Source organism: Njordella calcicola, assembly GCF_056494125.1.
Genome location: NZ_CM151396.1, coordinates 4,416,226 through 4,434,238, shown reverse-complemented (window position 1 = coordinate 4,434,238; position 18,013 = coordinate 4,416,226). Strand labels below are relative to the sequence as shown.

At 52.1% G+C, this 18,013-nt stretch carries 13 protein-coding genes; 5 read left to right on the top strand and 8 right to left on the bottom strand.

The features are described 5' to 3' along the window. Positions 1-233 precede the first annotated feature (233 nt). The 3 genes from SH302x_RS17310 to SH302x_RS17300 form a co-directional block, all read right to left on the bottom strand. Positions 234-2,606 carry a CRTAC1 family protein gene (locus SH302x_RS17310; RefSeq protein WP_479363671.1) on the bottom strand — a complete coding sequence of 791 codons (2,373 nt, stop codon included), beginning with the start codon at positions 2,604-2,606 and terminating at the stop codon, positions 234-236. Between the two features lie 332 nt (positions 2,607-2,938). Next, complete coding sequence (locus SH302x_RS17305; RefSeq protein WP_479363669.1) at positions 2,939-3,427, bottom strand: hypothetical protein; 489 nt, start codon at positions 3,425-3,427, stop codon at positions 2,939-2,941. Between the two features lie 354 nt (positions 3,428-3,781). Continuing rightward, complete coding sequence (locus SH302x_RS17300) at positions 3,782-5,443, bottom strand: hypothetical protein (RefSeq protein WP_479363667.1); 1,662 nt, start codon at positions 5,441-5,443, stop codon at positions 3,782-3,784. 562 nt (positions 5,444-6,005) lie between these two features. Here SH302x_RS17300 and SH302x_RS17295 point away from each other — a divergent pair. Then, complete coding sequence (locus SH302x_RS17295) at positions 6,006-6,668, top strand: redox-sensing transcriptional repressor Rex (RefSeq protein ID WP_479363666.1); 663 nt, start codon at positions 6,006-6,008, stop codon at positions 6,666-6,668. 17 nt (positions 6,669-6,685) lie between these two features. Here the strand turns inward: SH302x_RS17295 and SH302x_RS17290 are convergent, their stop codons facing one another. The 3 genes from SH302x_RS17290 to SH302x_RS17280 are packed head-to-tail and all read right to left on the bottom strand — an operon-like array spanning position 6,686 to position 10,604. Further along, positions 6,686-7,828 carry a hypothetical protein gene (locus SH302x_RS17290; RefSeq protein ID WP_479363664.1) on the bottom strand — a complete coding sequence of 381 codons (1,143 nt, stop codon included), beginning with the start codon at positions 7,826-7,828 and terminating at the stop codon, positions 6,686-6,688. A gap of 22 nt (positions 7,829-7,850) precedes the next feature. After that, complete coding sequence (locus SH302x_RS17285) at positions 7,851-9,020, bottom strand: cysteine desulfurase family protein (protein WP_479363663.1); 1,170 nt, start codon at positions 9,018-9,020, stop codon at positions 7,851-7,853. A 6-nt stretch (positions 9,021-9,026) separates the two neighbouring features. Then, positions 9,027-10,604 (bottom strand): Nramp family divalent metal transporter, encoded by a 1,578-nt coding sequence (locus tag SH302x_RS17280; RefSeq protein ID WP_479363661.1) that lies wholly within the window; start codon positions 10,602-10,604, stop codon positions 9,027-9,029. Positions 10,605-10,685: 81 nt separating this feature from the next. Here SH302x_RS17280 and ald point away from each other — a divergent pair, with 81 nt between their 5' ends. The 4 genes from ald to SH302x_RS17260 all read left to right on the top strand — a co-directional run bounded on the left by ald (position 10,686) and on the right by SH302x_RS17260 (position 15,984). Beyond that, positions 10,686-11,774, top strand: coding sequence for an alanine dehydrogenase (gene ald, locus SH302x_RS17275; protein ID WP_479363659.1), 1,089 nt, complete (start codon positions 10,686-10,688; stop codon positions 11,772-11,774). A gap of 272 nt (positions 11,775-12,046) precedes the next feature. Then, complete coding sequence (locus SH302x_RS17270; RefSeq protein WP_479363658.1) at positions 12,047-13,789, top strand: AAA family ATPase; 1,743 nt, start codon at positions 12,047-12,049, stop codon at positions 13,787-13,789. A gap of 174 nt (positions 13,790-13,963) precedes the next feature. Then, positions 13,964-15,445 (top strand): Gfo/Idh/MocA family protein, encoded by a 1,482-nt coding sequence (locus SH302x_RS17265; RefSeq protein WP_479363657.1) that lies wholly within the window; start codon positions 13,964-13,966, stop codon positions 15,443-15,445. A gap of 146 nt (positions 15,446-15,591) precedes the next feature. Beyond that, the gene (locus SH302x_RS17260) at positions 15,592-15,984 is read left to right on the top strand and encodes an endonuclease domain-containing protein (RefSeq protein ID WP_479363656.1); all 393 of its coding nucleotides are present in this window, start codon (positions 15,592-15,594) and stop codon (positions 15,982-15,984) included. Positions 15,985-16,102: 118 nt separating this feature from the next. Here SH302x_RS17260 and SH302x_RS17255 read toward each other — a convergent pair whose 3' ends face one another. Further along, positions 16,103-17,203, bottom strand: coding sequence for an RluA family pseudouridine synthase (locus SH302x_RS17255; protein ID WP_479363654.1), 1,101 nt, complete (start codon positions 17,201-17,203; stop codon positions 16,103-16,105). After that, positions 17,200-18,000, bottom strand: coding sequence for an SDR family NAD(P)-dependent oxidoreductase (locus tag SH302x_RS17250; protein ID WP_479363653.1), 801 nt, complete (start codon positions 17,998-18,000; stop codon positions 17,200-17,202). Before SH302x_RS17250 ends, SH302x_RS17255 begins: the two co-directional genes overlap by 4 nt. Between the last annotated feature and the right edge of the window lie 13 nt (positions 18,001-18,013).

Sequence of the window (18,013 nt, the reverse complement as noted above, 5' to 3'; positions counted from 1 at the left end):
CTTCGCGTACGGCTGGCTGATGGGATAAACGAAGCACCTTGAAATTCGCATGACATCTGCTCATAAAATGCAAAAATCCAAGTAACTGGAGTCATTCTTGACACCCAAGTTACTTGGCGTTTTTGTCTTGCGTACTGTATCCCGTCTTTCGAATCGGTTGGCTCGTGACAGTGGTGCTCTACAAATGTCCCACGATTCGATTCTACTGTTTGGTTTTAACTAGCAACCGCAATTTAGTCCTCGCGGTTGATTCTAGATAATTGGCTGCTTTGCAACGACGAGCTCCCTTCCGTGATTGTCAATAGCTGCCCGCTGCTGAGGTCAAAAAACTCTTGGCGTGAGTCGCTGCACGGCCAATAAACTTCGAGGCTCGCAAGCTTGTCTGCACTGCCAATCCCAATTGTTTGGCGTAGTGAGTTCGCGCCAAAACTACTGCCAGTCTGCACTTGCCGGTAGATAGTTAAAGGTGGTGACTGCTCTGTCACAATCTTGATTTCAGCTCCAATTGCTGCTCGATTTGACGTTGTCCCTACAAGCTGGACAGTGATCGATTTGTTCGCATTGCCCGGATTAGAAAATAGGATGTTTCGAAATTTATCGCCATCCACCGCGCCACCCATCTGTATGAAAATGTCGTTGTGTCCATCCTGATCCCAGTCACCACAGGTTACGGCATGCCCCTTTTGCAAATGCCCAACGCCGGCCGAACTTGTAACCTCAGTAAAGAATTTTCCGGCATCGTTCTTGAACATACGATTTGGAACCAGCGTGGTGAAGCTGGGTTCGCCTGTGCCTAGATAAAAGTCTAGCCAGCCGTCGTTATTGAAGTCAGCAAAGTTTGCTCCCATCGTGGAAAATACTAGGTCCAAGCCCACCTCTTTGGTAACATCTTTGAATCGCTTTCCATTTTCGTTCAAGAACAAGCGATTAGACCCAAGTGTGTGTGGTACACCAATAAGTCCGCTGACAATATCTTCAACAGTCCGCTCATAGGATGTCGCGAAAATATCTTGCCAACCATCATTGTTGAAGTCCCAGGCCCAGCACGTGAAACCGCAATCGGGTCCGTCAATTCCCATGTCCTGCGTGACGTCGGCAAACGTGCCATCTTGATTATTATGAAAGAGTTGTGGCGCTCGATCCAAGTAGTTAATGAATAAATCCGGAAAGCGGTCGCGATCATAATCGATCCAGACGCAGCCTTTTGCGAATCCTTGATCTTTCTGCGTCAAACCACTCTTTTCCGCGACCTCCACGAATGCTCGCCCTGCGTCGTTTTTATACAACCTGTGGTTCTGCCGTTCACAACAGATAAATAAGTCCAGCCAGCCATCATTGTCATAGTCAGCCCACTGCGCCGAATTAGAATTTATTGGCGTTAGGAGTCCGACTTCTGCAGTCACGTCCGTAAACTTCATATTTCCATCGTTGCGAAGAAGGGTTGGCCTAACTGGATCAGGTATCCAGGCGCCTCGAACAATGAAGATATCCAACTTGCCGTCATTGTTGTAGTCTGTCTGCATGCACTGCAATCCACCAAGCTGTTCTTGCTTTAGAATCTGCTCCGTACATTCCTCGAATTTTCCATTGCCCAGATTTTTATAAATTGTCATACCCTCCTTGATATCCCAAGTGGTCTCCACTAGATCCAATAATCCATCACCATCGAAATCGTCCATGATTGAACCTCCAGCTTGATCGAATCGATCCACGCCGACTTTATCTGCGATATTTATGAATCTTGGAAAGTCCACTGCTTTGTCGTATGCATTCAGGTTGAGAACATACTGTGGGGCGACTTTTTCCGGGAATTCTCCAATTGTCATGTGAGCAAGATTCAGCAGCCACTTCACTTGTAAATCATCGGGGAAAGCCTCCAAGTATTCAGTGAAATGCATAATCGCTAGGCGTGATCCGCGCTGTCGTTTGTGAACAGCTTCCGCTCGTAGCGGCAAGATACAACCAAACTCGCCAATGCAGTTGACGCAATTTTCGTTTTCCCCCAAACGCAGTGCAGCAACCCCTTGGAAGTAAACGGTTGTGCTCAGGATATTCTGCATACAAACAGGTCCGCTTGCAACCACGACATTTCGCAAGTTTTGTAATACGCTGTAAGCTTCATCTGCTTTTCCAGCAGCCAGAAGCAAGCTGGCTTTCGTTCCAAGTGCATTTATTCTTTCTATGTTGGAAGCATCAGACTTTAGCAGAAACCTGTCTAGATTTTGCTCTAGTTGACGAGAACTGTTGATCCAAAGTTGTTTTATTTCCGGAAGTGTTGCATTTGTACTCCAACCGTTCTTTGGCAGCCCGGTACTGAAGCCGCTAGAATCCACCGGTTGCCGAGGGTACGCGTTTTTGACGTTAACGAGCCTGTGGTCATTCAAGTCTAACCCAAGCTGATCATCTGCTGAGCGTTTCGGTTCATCTTTGGGATCGGTCCGAGTTTGATTTGCATACTTTTCGAAAATCCTCGCTTCGCTGGTTGCAGCGGTGCCAGCATTTACCCCCAGAAAGTATGCGAACATCAACGCCAGAATTAACAGGCTGGTCACGATCGCTGCTCTTAAAAAGATTCCGAGTCGGCTGTAATATAGATTTTTTTTCATGTTGACTGATTTGTAGTATTGGATGGTGTTTGAACCGCGAACAGTGGTTGGCGCTGCGATCACTCGCGGCCACCACATAAGGCGCGATGGGGAAAGAAGGTGCAAGAGCGTGGTGCCACATGCAGCAATTCTGAGCGCTTTTTGAAACCAGGTTGCAGGCATCCATTTCAAAGATGCGCGTCGGGTCAACTCCGTCGTGGTGGGACGAGATTCCCACGAAGACAGGCAAGAACGCGTCATCTCTCAAGCGTCAACGCTGTTGCAACTCTCGAGCTTCTTTCGACTAACAACGAGACCACAAAAATCAACGCGCAGCATTTGGCTTCAGACAGCTATTGCAGAATTGGTGGACGCTCAAGAGGAGAAATCACCATCGACTCAACATGGTCGTCATGTTCTGACCATGGAGTTTGTTGCACGCGGTCGCGATAGCAGATACTCGCACGGCAATCCGCCCAATCATGGGAGTTGCCTTTGGATAACGTACCGGTAGATGACTCCGCAGGTATGCGCTGGCGATGCTGTTTGCAACTTGGCCCTTTACATTCCGTCTTGCCAAAATCGTACGAGATCAGGAGCCGACCATCCTCGTAGATCCATCGGCATTTTGGCATCAGTACTAACTGCTCATGCCGAAAGCCAGTAAGAGCGGGCGTGTCAACTCTATTGATTGGATCACGTTCTCGGGCGCAACCAGCGTAAACAGAACTGCCGCCGAACTGGACAATCAACCAGACAATAATCAATAGCGGGAGCGCAGGCTTGCAACACTGGGCAGCGCGAAAATTAAAAATTGCAGCGGATGAGGATTTGCGTTGCATAACCTTCGATGAGAACGAGACGGCGGCAGGGTGCGCCCACCATCTAAATGTTCACCAACCTTAACTGGAGCGTCAAGATGCCACAAGAGATATCCGCGGCAAACCGCATGGATGGGCTAGGTCACTACTGCTCAAGAATTTGCGGGTTGCCCGAGCGTGAGTCAGGTTGCCTGTGTTCAGAAGACGCCCTTATTAAAGCAAAAAGCCAAGTAACTGGAGTCATTCTTGACACCCAAGTTACTTGGCGTTTTTGTCTTGCGTACTGTATCCCGTCTTTCGAATCGGTTGGCTCGTGACAGTGGTGCTCTACAAATGCCCCACTGTTACAGATTCGATTCTACTGTTTGGTTTTAATTAGCAACCGCAGCTTGGAGCTGCATCGCATCCGCAGCTTGCAGCCGGTGCTGCACAACCGCTCTTGCAACCGCAGCTTAGCAAGCCTTTGACAGCTCGCTTCAAGCGACCGTTGAACAAGCCGCCGTTGCTGCCGATCCCGTTACCTGCACATGGATCGCATGCTGCTGCTGCTCCGCAAGTGACCGTTACAGGCACTTCTTCGCAAACAACCTTTGGCACGCATCGGGTGTAGGTGTAAGGAACGCAAACCTTGACGCACTTGGCAACCTTCACCGTGCAGGTGTAAGGTACGCACTTGGTAACGCAGTAAGGAACTTGCTTGGTACGGCACTCAGTTGTCATCGTGCAGACCTTGTAGCTGTACTCTTGCTGACGTTGCTCGCAAACCATACGGCAGGTGGTGTAGCAAACGTCTTTAACGCGTTGCTCGCAAACCATCTTGCAGGTCGTGTAGTTTACAGTCTTGCTACGGCACTCTGGAACCATCTTGCAGGTGGTGTAGGTGCAGGTCTTGCTACGTGGCTCGCAAACATAGCTGCAAACGGTGTAGCTGACTTCTTTGCTATGGCACTCTGGAACCATCTTGCAGGTCGTGTAGTTCACAGTCTTGCTGCGGCATTCTGGAACCATCTTGCAGGTTTGGTATGTTACAACCTTGCTGCGGCATTCTGGAACGCACTTGGTAACAGTGTAAGGAACAACCTTGGTTTGGCATTCGGTTTCATAACGAACGCAGTTGATTTCCTTGGTTTCGCACGTTGGAACCCAAACCTTCTTGCAAACTGTCTTCGGTGGGCATTGTACGCACTCTACTCGGCATTCGCCTGGGCAGTACACGCACTTGCAAGTGCTTGGATCGAAAACCCAAGAACCTGGCTCACGAACGACTTTGCGAACTACTGGGCCAGCAACTTCTTCAGTTACAGTATCCCAGTGACCACCGTTGACCGTAACGGTCTTGGTGTAGTTCACAGGCTTGGTAACGTTGTATGTTACCGTTCGTTCTTTGGTTTCAGTCACAGGAACCATCACGGTGTAGTTGATGGTCTTTTCATGGTTTTCAACAACGCGGTTCATGACCGTGTAGTTAACAACCTTGCTGTGTGTTTCTTGAACAGGCTTCATGACGGTGTAGTTCACCGTCTTGGTGCGTGTTTCTTGCACAGGGACTTTGACGGTGTAGTTGATGACCTTTTCATGGGTCTCATACACAGGCTTCATCACAGTGTAGTTAACAACCTTGCTGTGTGTTTCGTATACAGGCTTCTGGACCGTGTACGTAACTTGCTTGGTGTGTGTTTCGTATACAGGCTTTTGTACTGTGTAAGTACGAACGCCGGTTTTGGTCTCGTACACAGGAACTTGTACTGTGTAGGACACATCGCGATATTGCGTTTCACGCTCAATGCGATTTCGTGTTACGGTTTGGTCTTCATAGACCACTTGGTTTTCCATACGCGTTGCGTTTACGGTTTCTTGTTCGTAAACGGTCTTGCGAACGGTTTTCATAACCGTGTAGGTTTGTGGGCCGCAGGAATCTACAACACCACAACCACAATTATCATAGCTGACTGCGCCGCTATAAGCAGCTTCAGCAGCAGTACCAGTCCAGGCGCTAAGGATAGCCGCCAGCACCGGAAGGGCGAGAATTTTTCTCATCACCGATCTCCTAAGGGATTACATCGCTGGAAGAAACAAGACAAAACTTGGGACATGCTTTGACTCAGGTTGTACAAAGCGACTTCAATGGCTACGGTTGACCCAGCGTTAAGCTCCTACTTAACGCCCTATTCCTGTCACGACTGTCCTGATTCAATTTTCAAAGGGCCTTAAACTTCCGTGCGTCTGCCTCGGATGGCGGAGCAACCTCAAGCCGAGGCAACGGGAGCGGCATCGTGTTAAAATAGGTGTGCTGGGAAACGAGTTCTCAAAGCACCAGATTCATCGTCTGGTTAATTAACATGGCATAAGGAAAATGGGCGGGTAGGAAAGAATAGTTCACTTAGCGAACTTTGGAGGATAAACCTGCAACGACTTTGCGGGTTATACGGTCTACCACTTTCCTATTAAATTTTTGTGCGCGCATGATCATTGGTTTGACCACACTGTCCGACATTGTCGTACTACAGTGAGCCCTGTCGCAGTGCACACTAAGGATAGAAGAAAGCTATACTAACGGTAGTCAAGACGTTAAGCCCTACTTGATCGTACAGGATGCTGCATGAGTCGAAGTTCCCCAACAGAGCCAACGCCTGTACCCAAAGCGACGGTTACTCGGTTGGTCCTGTACCTTCGCGAACTGCAACAGCTTTCCCGCGGCGGCGTCATCAGCATCCGCTCTAGCGTGCTAGCCGATCGGCTGGGATTAAGCGATTCGCAAGTCCGTCGCGATTTGTCGCATGTCGGGCTGCTTGGCCGCCGCGGCGTAGGCTATACGGTCAAAGAATTGATGCGTGCAATTCGCAGCGTCTTGGGGACCGACCGCAAATGGAAAGTTATCTTGATCGGTATGGGAAACCTTGGCCAAGCTCTCGCGGGATACAAGGGCTTCAACGAACAAGGCTTCGAACTGGCCGCCGTCTTTGATAGTGATCCAAAAAAAGTTGGCAAAACGGTCGCCGGTCAAAAGATCCAAGCAATCGACCAGATGGAAAGCTTTATTCGCAAAGCACGCGATATACAACTTGCCATCGTCGCGGTCCCGGCGGCGCAAGCTGGCACCATTGCCGCTCAAATTAGTGAACTGGGCATCCAAGGTATCCTTAATTTCGCCCCCACCAGCATTCGCCGTCACTCTTCCGACGCCACTGTGCTTGACGTCGACCTTGCCCTCGAACTCCAACGGCTCGCCTTTGCGGTGGTACGCAAAAGTGATGAAAAATAGATCGGGCGATACCTCGCTCATGGCTCTATTGAATATATGTATGAAAATGCACCTAACAATTGGTTGCCAGGTCCCTCGTGACACTTTTGGCATTCGGCTGCATTAAGCATCGCGCCAAAAGATCGAATGGTGGACCTATACTTTTCAGAATAGACGGGAACACTGGATTGTACAAATTCAAGCCCTCGCCGTTCGAACGCATCCAACTCCCGAGTTCTCGCTTCATGGATCCGTTCCATCGTTGGTAACGTATCCAGTACGTACACTTTCGGTTCATCGTGTAGTAACAAGCTGACTAACTGGACTTGCTGCAAACTCACTGCTCCCCATTCTTCCATCTTGGCTTTGGTCATATTGGTCCAACGAGGAAGTCTAATGCCAGTCATTGCAGCAGATCGCTGCACTTCGGGAAATCCCCAGGGCTCGGATGAATACTCCAACATCCCGTGAGCTCGATACCCGACTACAAAATCGACATCTTTGGCAAGCGAACTGTCGTTCACAAACCAAGAAGCAAAAACTTCGTTTCCGCCTTCAAAATCCACACCTTGATATTCTACGCCCAAAACAACGCTAGGATTTTCAGGCCAATTTGATTGTTCATGATTCTCGCAATCAAGAATATGGATTGGACTGGGCTCTACTGCAATTGCCGAGAGCGGGTTTTCATACATCCTGCCAATTCCAAACTCAGGGGCAGTAATAAACTGAAAAACAATTGAGCTATGAATTTCTGCCAGCGCATTGCGGCGCTTGCGAACTCCACGGTTTGAAACCACATCGAAATAGCGCATACTAGATTTGGAAGTCAAGATATGGTCTTTGGTAGGAAGTCTTTCGCGAAGCGAAATTGGCTGATTGGCATTTCTCGCTGCTATTGTGTTCTTCATGCGAATGCCAACTGGAATCAAGAACCCACAAAGTCCAACCAGAACCACTGCTGCAGCAAGCCTGCGGCGTGAACTCTCCTGCATATACCTCGCGGCGACCCCCACAGTCCAAAATGCAACCGCGCAAACGAGAAGGAATAACGAATTACCTATGACGCTCAACAAAAAGCAAACCAGCCCTGTCCAAAAGCAAGTCCAGCCTTTCGCCTTGGTTGCATGGACTCGCCAGTACAGGAAAGCAAAGATATTGATAAAGATGATTCCCATCATCGGGTTCTCCAAGAAATGCTGCCTACCCAAGCCGCAGAAGCTCATTGTACGCAAGAACTAAGGTCTCTGCCGCTGCACGCACCTCAGTTTCCGTCGTAAATCTTCCCAACCCGATCCGCGTGGAACATCGAGCTTCATCCACCGACAACCCAATTCCCGTCAATACATGGCTGACCGTTTGCTCGGCCGCACTGCACGCGCTGCCAGAACTAATGCAAACCTCTGGAGCGGCCAACATCAACGCTTGACCTTCCACGCCCAGCCACTGGACATTCAAATTCTCAATCGCTCGATGCACTCCAATGGCAGGCCCATTCAGCCGAACGCGATCGCCTAGTTCGCGCTGCAATGTGCCCCAAAACAACTGTTGCAGGCTCGCAATACGCAGCCGATCGCTCGCTCGCTGGTCATCGCCGATCGCTAAAGCTTCACTCATGCCGATCAATGCAGGAACATTCTGTGTCCCCGAACGAAGCCCCTGCTGTTGACCACCACCCAGGATTTGAGCTCGCAGTCGCAAACCGCGGTTGTTGCTGTTGAGGTACAAGCCGCCAATGCCTTTGGGCCCGTAAAACTTATGAGCGGAGTAGGCGAGCAAGTCGACGCCCAAACGTTTCACGTCCAGCTCCATTCGCCCAACTGCTGCCGTTGCATCACACAGTAAAATCGCGCCACGCCGGTTGCAAAGTTCGCTCAATTCTTCGATCGGTTGTATCACACCGATCTCATTGTTGACCAACATGATACACACCAACGCCGTCTGGTCATCGATCATCTCCTTCGCGATATCCAAATCCACGACGCCCGCTTGCTCGTGCCCTTGAGCTTGCACGGGCAGCCAGCCGACTTCGAATCCTGATGCTTCCAGTCGGCTGAGCGGATCTAGCACCGCGCGATGCTCGGTCTGCACGGCGATAATTTTACGACGCTTCATCCGCGGATGTTGGCAGACGCCGAAGATCGCGAGATTCAGCGATTCGGTCGCGCCGCTGGTGATAATCGCTTCATCGCTTGCGCAGCCCATCGATTTGGCGATCTGATCGATGGCGACGGCAACGTCTTGAGCAACTTGTCGCCCGAACTCATGCGTCACGCTGCCCGCGTTTGCAAAGCTGTCTTGCAAATACGGCAACATGGCTTCGAGCACTCGAGGGTCCATCCGTGTCGTTGCGTGATTGTCCAAATAGATCATGTTGCGTTACATACCGAACAGCTTCAGCAGTTGGCTGCCGTGGCTGTACAGTTGCCAGCCGGCAATAATAAACATGACCGCAATACTGGCCCACAAACAAACATCCCACCACATCGTGGGCCGCAGGGCCGCTGGCGTATCGCGGTAGCGAAAGACCAACGCAGCAAAACCCAACATGGGCAGCATCAACGTCTGCGCTGCTCCGCTAATGGCCACAAGGAAAGCGGGCTCAGGCACGAGCCAATAAATGATCAAACACAGAATCGGAAAAAAGCCACTTAAGATCTTGACCCAGCGTGTACGGTTGCGTCCTGAATTCTCGATCACGCTCAGCACGCACATGCCGTCGGTAAACGTGCGAGCGTGGCTGGCGTTGGCCACGAAGAAAGTCGAATACAGCACGACCAAGCCACCGATGACGAAGATTGGAGTCGCCCAAGTGCCAAACACCGGCGTGTACATCGACATCAACGTCTGCAACATCCGGTCGCTTTCCGGCATCAGTCCGCTTCGATGCAAAATAGCGGCACCCAGAATGTAAAATGCGATTGTCGCGAATGTATAGATAACCATGGAAGCCCACGCATCAAACTTCATCACTCGCAGCCAGCCTCGCGCTCGCGTGACCCACTCTGGCGAACCGTCGTTACGACCGGTCCATCGCGCGTACCCTTTTTCCAAACACCAATAAGGATATTGAATCAGCTCGGCTGCTCCCACGCCAATGATACCGATGGTCGAAAGCGCAATCACGATCGCTTTGCTGCCCGCATCATCCGGCAGCCCAAACGATAACCCTTCGATGAACTGCGCGGTCGTGATTTGCCAGTCGGGCAGTTGCTGGACTGCGATCACATTCCATAAGGTAACGGCAGTAAAGACCACTACCAAGACGGTCGAGATCGATTGGATTGCACTGTAGCGGCCCACAATCAGCAAGATCGAAGTACCGATGGCAATGGGAATGCACCACAATTTGGAATCGATCGGTCGTTCTTTGGATTTCTCTTGCACTGCAGGCGAGGGTGCAATTTCCGTTGCGTTACCTTCGGCTTCGATCGCTTCGGCCACCGCAGGCACAACCGACGCCAATTGCTTTTCGATTTCCATCGTACTTTGAGCGACAAACTCGCGTCCGCGCTCGGTCAGCGGAGCGACCGTCGCGAGCGCTTGGCCACAACCACCGACGATCCCGCCCAGTTGCGAGATGCTGCAGAACCACATGATGAACCAATACCAAACCAACCAGTTTCCACGTTTTCCGATGCGTGGGCCAGGTATCGTATCGAGGGCAGACAACGTTTGCTTGCCCGTGATGATGGTTGCCCGACCAATTTCGATTTGGACGAACACTTTAATCACGCAGCCGATGATAATCAGCCACAGCAGCGAGATGCCCGCTTCTGCGCCTGTGCGAGTCGTTGCGATCAATTCGCCGCTGCCGACGATCGCCGCTGCCATGATCAAACCGGGGCCTAGCTGCCCAAGGATCTGAGTTAGTTTGGTGGGTGGATCGCGCAGGTCGCGGATGATTGCAAGTTGATCATCGGCACTGCGAGGTAAGTTTTCAGTATTGTCCGCCATTTATCGCTCCAAAGGTGTTAACGACAAGTCTACAATAATTTGCCAACGTCGGACACACCACAGAATCTCTAGGAGCAGTTCATGATTATCGGGGTACCCAAGGAAATCAAAGCGGACGAGTATCGTATTGCAATGTTGCCAGTCGGCGTGGAAGAGCTCACACTGCGTGGCCATACCGTATTGATGCAGCCTAACAGCGGCGTGGGCAGCGGGATTGCAGATCATGAGTACTTGAGAGCTGGTGCGAAACTGGTATCGACCGAAGACTTGTTCGAACGAGCTGATTTGATTGTGAAGGTCAAAGAGATGATGCCTGAGGAGTGGCCGTTGGTGCGTCCAGGCCAAGTGATCTTTACGTACTTTCATTTCGCTGCGAGTCGCGAGTTGACCGAAGCGATGCGATGCAGTGAAGCTCGATGTTTGGCGTATGAAACGTTGCGTGACGAACGCGGCCGACTGCCGCTGCTGACGCCGATGAGCGAAGTGGCTGGTCGCATGAGCATTCAAGAGGGAGCAAAATACCTTGAGCGACCGCAAATGGGGCGCGGGATTTTGTTGGGCGGAGTACCAGGTGTTGCGCCGGCGCACATTACTATTTTAGGTGGCGGGATTGTGGGTGCGAACGCCGCTCGGATTGCAGCGGGTTTTCAAGCGGACGTTGCGATCTTGGACGTGGACCTTGATCGCTTAAGGTATCTGGATGACGTCATGCCGCCCAACGTCAACGCCCTCTTCAGCGACCGGTATACGATACGCGAGCAGTTGAAGCTGGCGGATCTTGTGATTGGATCGGTATTGATTCCTGGCGCGAAGGCTCCTCATTTGGTACGAGCTGAAGATCTCAAATTGATGAAGCCTGGCAGTGTGGTGATAGATGTTGCTATTGATCAGGGTGGTTGTTTCGAGACATCTCGGCCGACGACGCACCAGCAGCCGACCTATATTGTGGACGATGTAGTTCATTATTGTGTGACCAACATGCCAGGTGCGGTGGGGCGTACAAGTACCTATGCTTTGTGTAACGTGACGTTGCCATGGGTCTTGCGCATTTGCGAAGCGGGCTTGGACGCTGCGATAGAAAAGTATCCTCCGTTGCGATCCGCTTTGAACATTGATCGCGGCACCGTCACCAATCGCGCCGTCGCAGACACGTTTGGTTACAAGATGTAGGCCGTGTTTGTAGTAGCCGTAGGCCGGAACAAGCAAAGCCAACCCAGCGCCGGAACTGCGGTCGCTTAATCTCATGAAATATCACTAACCCACCTAGCCATTGCTCGATTGGCTTTGCGCTGTTCCGGCAAGAACCAGAGCGACCTTGTTACCGGCCTACGCCAATCTTCTTCAAAGTGAACCTCAAGAGAATCGCTTTGTCATTACAATTGAGTCGATCGCAACTCAGTGTCCGCTCCGCAATCCGTGCACTTAACTTCGGAGGAATCCACGTGGAAAAAGTTTACGAAACGATCGCCAGAGAACTTGGCTTTCCGTCACAGGCCATTCATCTGATTCACTTTGTCTTGAAGAATATGAAGGCTGCATGCGTTTTTCCTCCGAAGCATGAGCAGAATCAAGAGGAGTTCTACACTGCGGTCAACATCTGCTCCGCCGTACTGGCCTATCTGTTTGCTCACCACCCGGAGAATCCCTGGGGGACTCTTGCACAATTCGGAATCCAAACTTCATCCGATATTGGTCGGATCATTGCCGCCGTGCAGGCAGAACCGAATGCAAGAGTTGTCAAGAAGCTGAAGGTTGACCCAAAGGCATACAAGAATTTGTTCGAGCCCGAGAGCAAGTCGGCGAAGCTTGTTCCAGTTCGCTGGCTACTATCACCGGAGGAGGACGCTTTTCCGAAGTTTGAGACGACCGCTCAGCTATTGAAGAATCATTTCCATGACTTCAAACTGGATACTCTAGTGATCTCGAAACGTCAATTTCCGGCGCACGTGCGAGCCGACGTGCAGTTGGCGCTCAGTTCTCTGCTGAGCGGCGATCCGGGTTGCAAGTTGCTTGGACTGAGTTCGCGGAATCGACATGACGGGCTCGATTTTCGAACGCTGACCGAGGAAGACAAGCATTTGGCCGCCAAAGTGGGTCCGTTGACCTATACGGATATCGAAGTTGGCAACGGCGAGACCGTCAGTTGCTTGAGCAATGGGCTTTGGCTGGCGACAAACTCCGGTGAACCGTACGCGGTGGTGTTAGGGGCACCGCCAGCATATCGCGAGCGAGAGCATGTGCAGCTTGAGATCGCGGTTCCGAATTCGAAACCATCGCTTGATTTCGCTCAGGCTTTTCTAACCGAAATGCAACGGCGAGTTGAATCTTCCACTTGCTATCGCGGCAAGATCCTGTCGTTTGAACGGTCAAGTGACTATCGCGGATATGCGGCTGGAATCAAGGTTCATGAGCTGAAGACAGTTGACCGCGAAGAGGTCATTCTTCCACAGCGGACGCTCGACTTGCTCGATCGCAACGTGATCAAGTTCGTACAACAGAGACCCGAGCTTGCCAAGCGAGGCATGAATCTAAAGAAAGGTCTGCTGCTGTTTGGACCTCCGGGAACGGGGAAAACGCATACCGTTCATTATCTCAGCCAAGCGCTTCCTGGAACGACGACACTGATCATAACTTCGGAACAGATCGGTTGGTTGTCTGAATATATGAATCTGGCGAGGCTCCTTCAGCCCAGCCTTGTGATTATCGAAGACGCAGACCTTATTGCGCGTCAGCGCGAGGACATGAATACGTGTGAAGAGGTACTGTTGAATAAATTGTTGAATGAGATGGACGGTCTTCGTCCTGACGCAGAAATCATTTTCATTCTCACGACCAATCGGCCGGAAGCATTGGAGAATGCGTTGACCGCGCGTCCTGGTCGAATTGATCAGGCCATTGAGTACCCGCTTCCAGATGATGACAGTCGACGTCGATTGGCCAAACTGTATGCGGGAAGTCAGCAGCTCGAAGATGACGTCGTGACAGCGATCGTCAGCAAGACGGATCGGACCAGTGCGGCCTTTATCAAGGAGCTTATGCGTCGAGCCACTCAGTATGCGATTGCCCGCGGCCCCGACCAACAGATCACGCTCGTCGACGTCGACGTGGCCGTCGAGGAAATGCTCTTTAGCGCAGGAGCCTTCAATCGCCGGATTCTGGGAGGTGTGTCGGAAGAGGAGGAGTAACCGGCGTTGTCCACTCATCATGAATCTGCGGCGAACATCTCGCTCCGCATATCCTGCTGAAGGAAGCCCGGCGATGTCTATCGATTCGATTAGGTTACTTTCATTGCCATACAGATGGAGGTAGAATGGGGCTTGGTTTGTTTCCGCCTCTATTTCCCAGCAAGGTATCCCTCCATGTCCCACCCAAAAAATCGCCGCCGTTTCCTAAGCGACTCTCTGCTCGCGTCAGCCACCGCCATTGCCGCTGCTCATGCTGCTCAAAATAGGTCCCTTTTCGCTCAAGAAGCCGAAGAAAAAGTCTCCGCGAACGAGCAAATCAACGTCGCTGTTATCGGTGCTAATGGACGTGGCAGCTCGCACCTGTCGGCCTTTGCAAAAGCGGCCAACAGTGTTGTAACCCACATTTGCGATCCAGATGAACAAGTCGGATACAAGAAATGCGAAGACACCGCCAAATTGCAGAATGGCCGCAAGCCGGAGTGGGTCAAGGATATCCGCAAACTACTCGAAGACAAATCGATCGATGCCGTGTCGATTGGTACGCCCAACCACTGGCACGCGCTGGCCACTATCTGGGCGGTTCAAGCAGGCAAAGATGTCTATTGTGAAAAGCCGGTGTCGCACAACGTAAGCGAAGGCCGTCGAGCGGTTCAGGCCGCGGCGAAGTATGGCAAGATCGTCCAAACAGGAACTCAAAGCCGCTCGAACCCCGGTATCAGCGATGCCATCAAGTACATCCACGAAGGCGGGATCGGCGAAGTCAAACTGGTGCGCGGATTGTGCTACAAGCGTCGGCCTTCGATTGGCGAAAAGGGCAATTACGACGTGCCTGCTTACGTGGACTACGATCTATGGAGCGGGCCTGCAGAGATTCTGCCTTTAACACGACCCAAGTTCCATTACGACTGGCATTGGCAATGGGCTTATGGCAACGGTGACTTGGGCAACCAAGGCATCCATCAAATGGATATTAGCCGCTGGGCCCTGGGTGTGAACCAACTGAGCGACCAAGTGTTCTCATTCGGTGGTCGCGTTGGTTATGAGGATGCAGGCGAGACGGCCAATACGCAAACTCTGATTCACGAGTTTGGCGACAAGCGGATTATCTTCGAAGTTCGTGGCTTGGAAACCAAGCCTTATCGAGGTGCGGCGGTTGGCTTGATCGCATACGGTTCGACTGGCTACGTTGTGTTTCCGAACTACTATACTTCGGCGACCGTGTTCGATTTGGATGGTAAAGAAGTTCGCACCTTCCGCGGGGGGGATGATCAGATCCATTACGACAACTTCTTGTCGGCTGTGACGTCGCGTAATCCAGATGAATTGAACGCGTCGATCTTGGAAGGCCATCTATCCAGCGCACTTTGCCATACGGGCAATATTTCTTATCGCTTAGGCGAAACAGCGACAGTGGATGATGTGACGTCGTTTGTCGAGGGCTTGCCGCGGCAAGAGGAGATTCAAGAGACTTTCGATCGCATGAAGGAGCACTTGGGCGAAAACAAAGTCGACTTGAAGGCGACTCCGCTGGCCTTTGGTCCATTGTTGAAGATGGACCCAGTGAGTGAGACGTTCATTGGCAACGACGCCGCCAACGCCATGTTGACTCGCGAGTATCGAAAGCCTTACGTCGTTCCAAGCGAATCGGATATCTGAGCGAATCGGATATTTGATGGTGCAGTGAAGGAGTGCGCGGGGGGGGGCTGGCTTCACCCTCCTTCGGGAGGGTCGAACGCGAGTTCCACGAGCGGTCGGGGAGGGGGGAATGGAATTGCGATACATTAAAGGTTGATCAAGCAGCTATGTCCAATAAGTCTATCTCAAACGCGCGACAACGACGAAAAATACGCACGGTCTCCGAGGGACTACTATGGAGCATTCTGCGATCAAGGCAGCTATGTGGTTTAAAGTTCCGACGAGAACATCCAATTAGTCAGTTCATCGTTGACTTTGCATGCATTGAGAAAAAGCTAGTCATCGAGATCGATGGTGGGTACCACGACGCCATCGTGTCAGAAGACCTTGCACGAGAGAAAGCATTACGCGAGCTCGGATGGGATATTATCCGATTCACCGATAAGGATGTCGAGAAAGGTGCTGAAGATGTTGGGCGAGCGATCGCAAAACATCTTCGAATCGAGTATTCGTTTTCTCGTCGAATTAGTAGTGGCTCTGGGATGAAGTCAACAGGTTAATGTGGTGGTAAGTAGGTTATAGCCGCCCCCTCCCCGGCCGCTCGTGTTACTCGCGTCCGACCCTCCCCAAGGAGGGTGAAGCCTCCCAGATGAGGGTGAAGGCCCCCACAAGCCTGTCCTACTGCACTTTGGATGCAGCTAGGCCGTCTAGCCAACGCCGTAACTCTTCCGGCAAATCCATCTTCAAGGCAACCTTCTCGCCCGTCAGTGGATGCACAAATCGCAAAGCACCCGCATGCAACACTTGCCGCGGAGCTCGACTGACATCCGCAATCGACTTGCCAGTCAACGTGCGGTTGTAGATCGACTCGCCACAAATCATGTGGCCCGCTTCCGATAAATGGATGCGAATCTGGTGAGTGCGACCCGTCTCCAACTTGCACTCAACCATCGTGTACGTCTGAGGCGCATTGTCTTTGGTACGAACCACAAAATGCTGCACCGGTCGCACATGCGTGACCGCTCGACGGGCCTCTTCAGGCACCTTACCATCTTGAATTGCGATGCTGCCTCGACGACCATCGCCGCGATCACGCACCATATAACTGACCAACGATTGCGCTGGACATTCGCCTTGAACCACCGCCGTATAGCGACGATCAATCTCATGCTTGCGAAACATCTTATTCAGTGCTAATGCCGCTTCCTTGGTCCGAGCGAACATGATCAGCCCACTGGTGTCGCGGTCCAGACGGTGGACGGCCGCCACGCGATGCCGACGTTTGGCGGAACTGATCAACGCATCGACCTCCTGCTCGGATCGCGGCTTGCGTCGCTTCAGGTCAACATCCGGATGAGCGTGCCGCAACTCGTACAGCTTGCGCGCGATCGCCTCAGGAGCCAACTCCTGCAGCGTCGGCTGCAATTGACGTCGACGCACATGCATCTTTCGCTCTTCAAAATGCCGCACGGAAGTCACACCCGCAGGCTTCTCCAACACGACAATATGGTCATCCAAATAGGCAACGCGGATCAGCGACGCGTCGATCTGCTTGGCAACCGGCCGCGGTAAAACTCGTACCACGTCGCCAACCTTCAAACGCCTCGCGTCGTCCACACACAAATTGCCGTTCACCTGTACGCGACGCGAAGTGATTGTCTTTTTGATAGCATTCCAGCTTTGCCCCTTGATCCAACTGCGGAGAGCGGCTGACAACGTCTGTTTGTCGTGCTCCTGCAGCGCATGGAACACGAGCGGTTCGCGAAGGTTCTTGGTCATGAGGGGGATGCTGGTTTCTCTTGAAGGCGGCTCATTTGGTCAAACGGCAGATTGATACCGCCGTCAATGGTGAGCGTCGCGCCGGTAATGTAATCGTTACTTGGGTTAACTAGAAAGACAACGCCGCGGGCGATATCGGCGGGTTGAGCTAAACGGCCTAGTGGCAATTGCTTTGCGCGTTGCTGCAGGGTCTCTTCGCTGAAAAACTTGCGTTCGCCGGGAGTGTCGGTCCAACCGGGATGGATCAAGTTCGATCGAATGCGATACTCGGCAAGTTCAACGGCCGCGGTTCGAGCGAGCTGATCAATCGCCGCTTTCGCCATATTATAAGCGGTCGCACCTGGGATCGCTTTGTAAGCATGTGGCGAGCTGATGAAGACCAGCGAACCGCCTTTGCCTTGAGCGATCATGGCATTGGAAGCGGCCCGAGCAAGAAAGTAGGGGCCCCACATGCAGACGTTGATCGTCCGCTCGAAGCCCTCTAAGCTCGCAACGTTAAATCGCTCGCGGTCGCTGTAGGCCGCGTTGGATACCGCGATGTCGATTGAGCCAAGTTTGGCCATGGTCGCTTCCACGGCCGCGTCGCAAGTCTCGCGCAACGAAGCGTCACCCAGTGACATCGCGACGCGAGCGCCATGCGATTGGCATATTGCCGCCGTCTCGCTAGCGTCATTCAGATCGTTCAGCATGACATTGGCACCTGACTTGGCAAGCTCGACCGCGATGCCTTGGCCGATCCCGCGTGCGGCCCCGGTGACTAAGGCATTTAAGCCTAGAAGTGGTTTGTTGTCGCTCATCGTGTATCTGCCC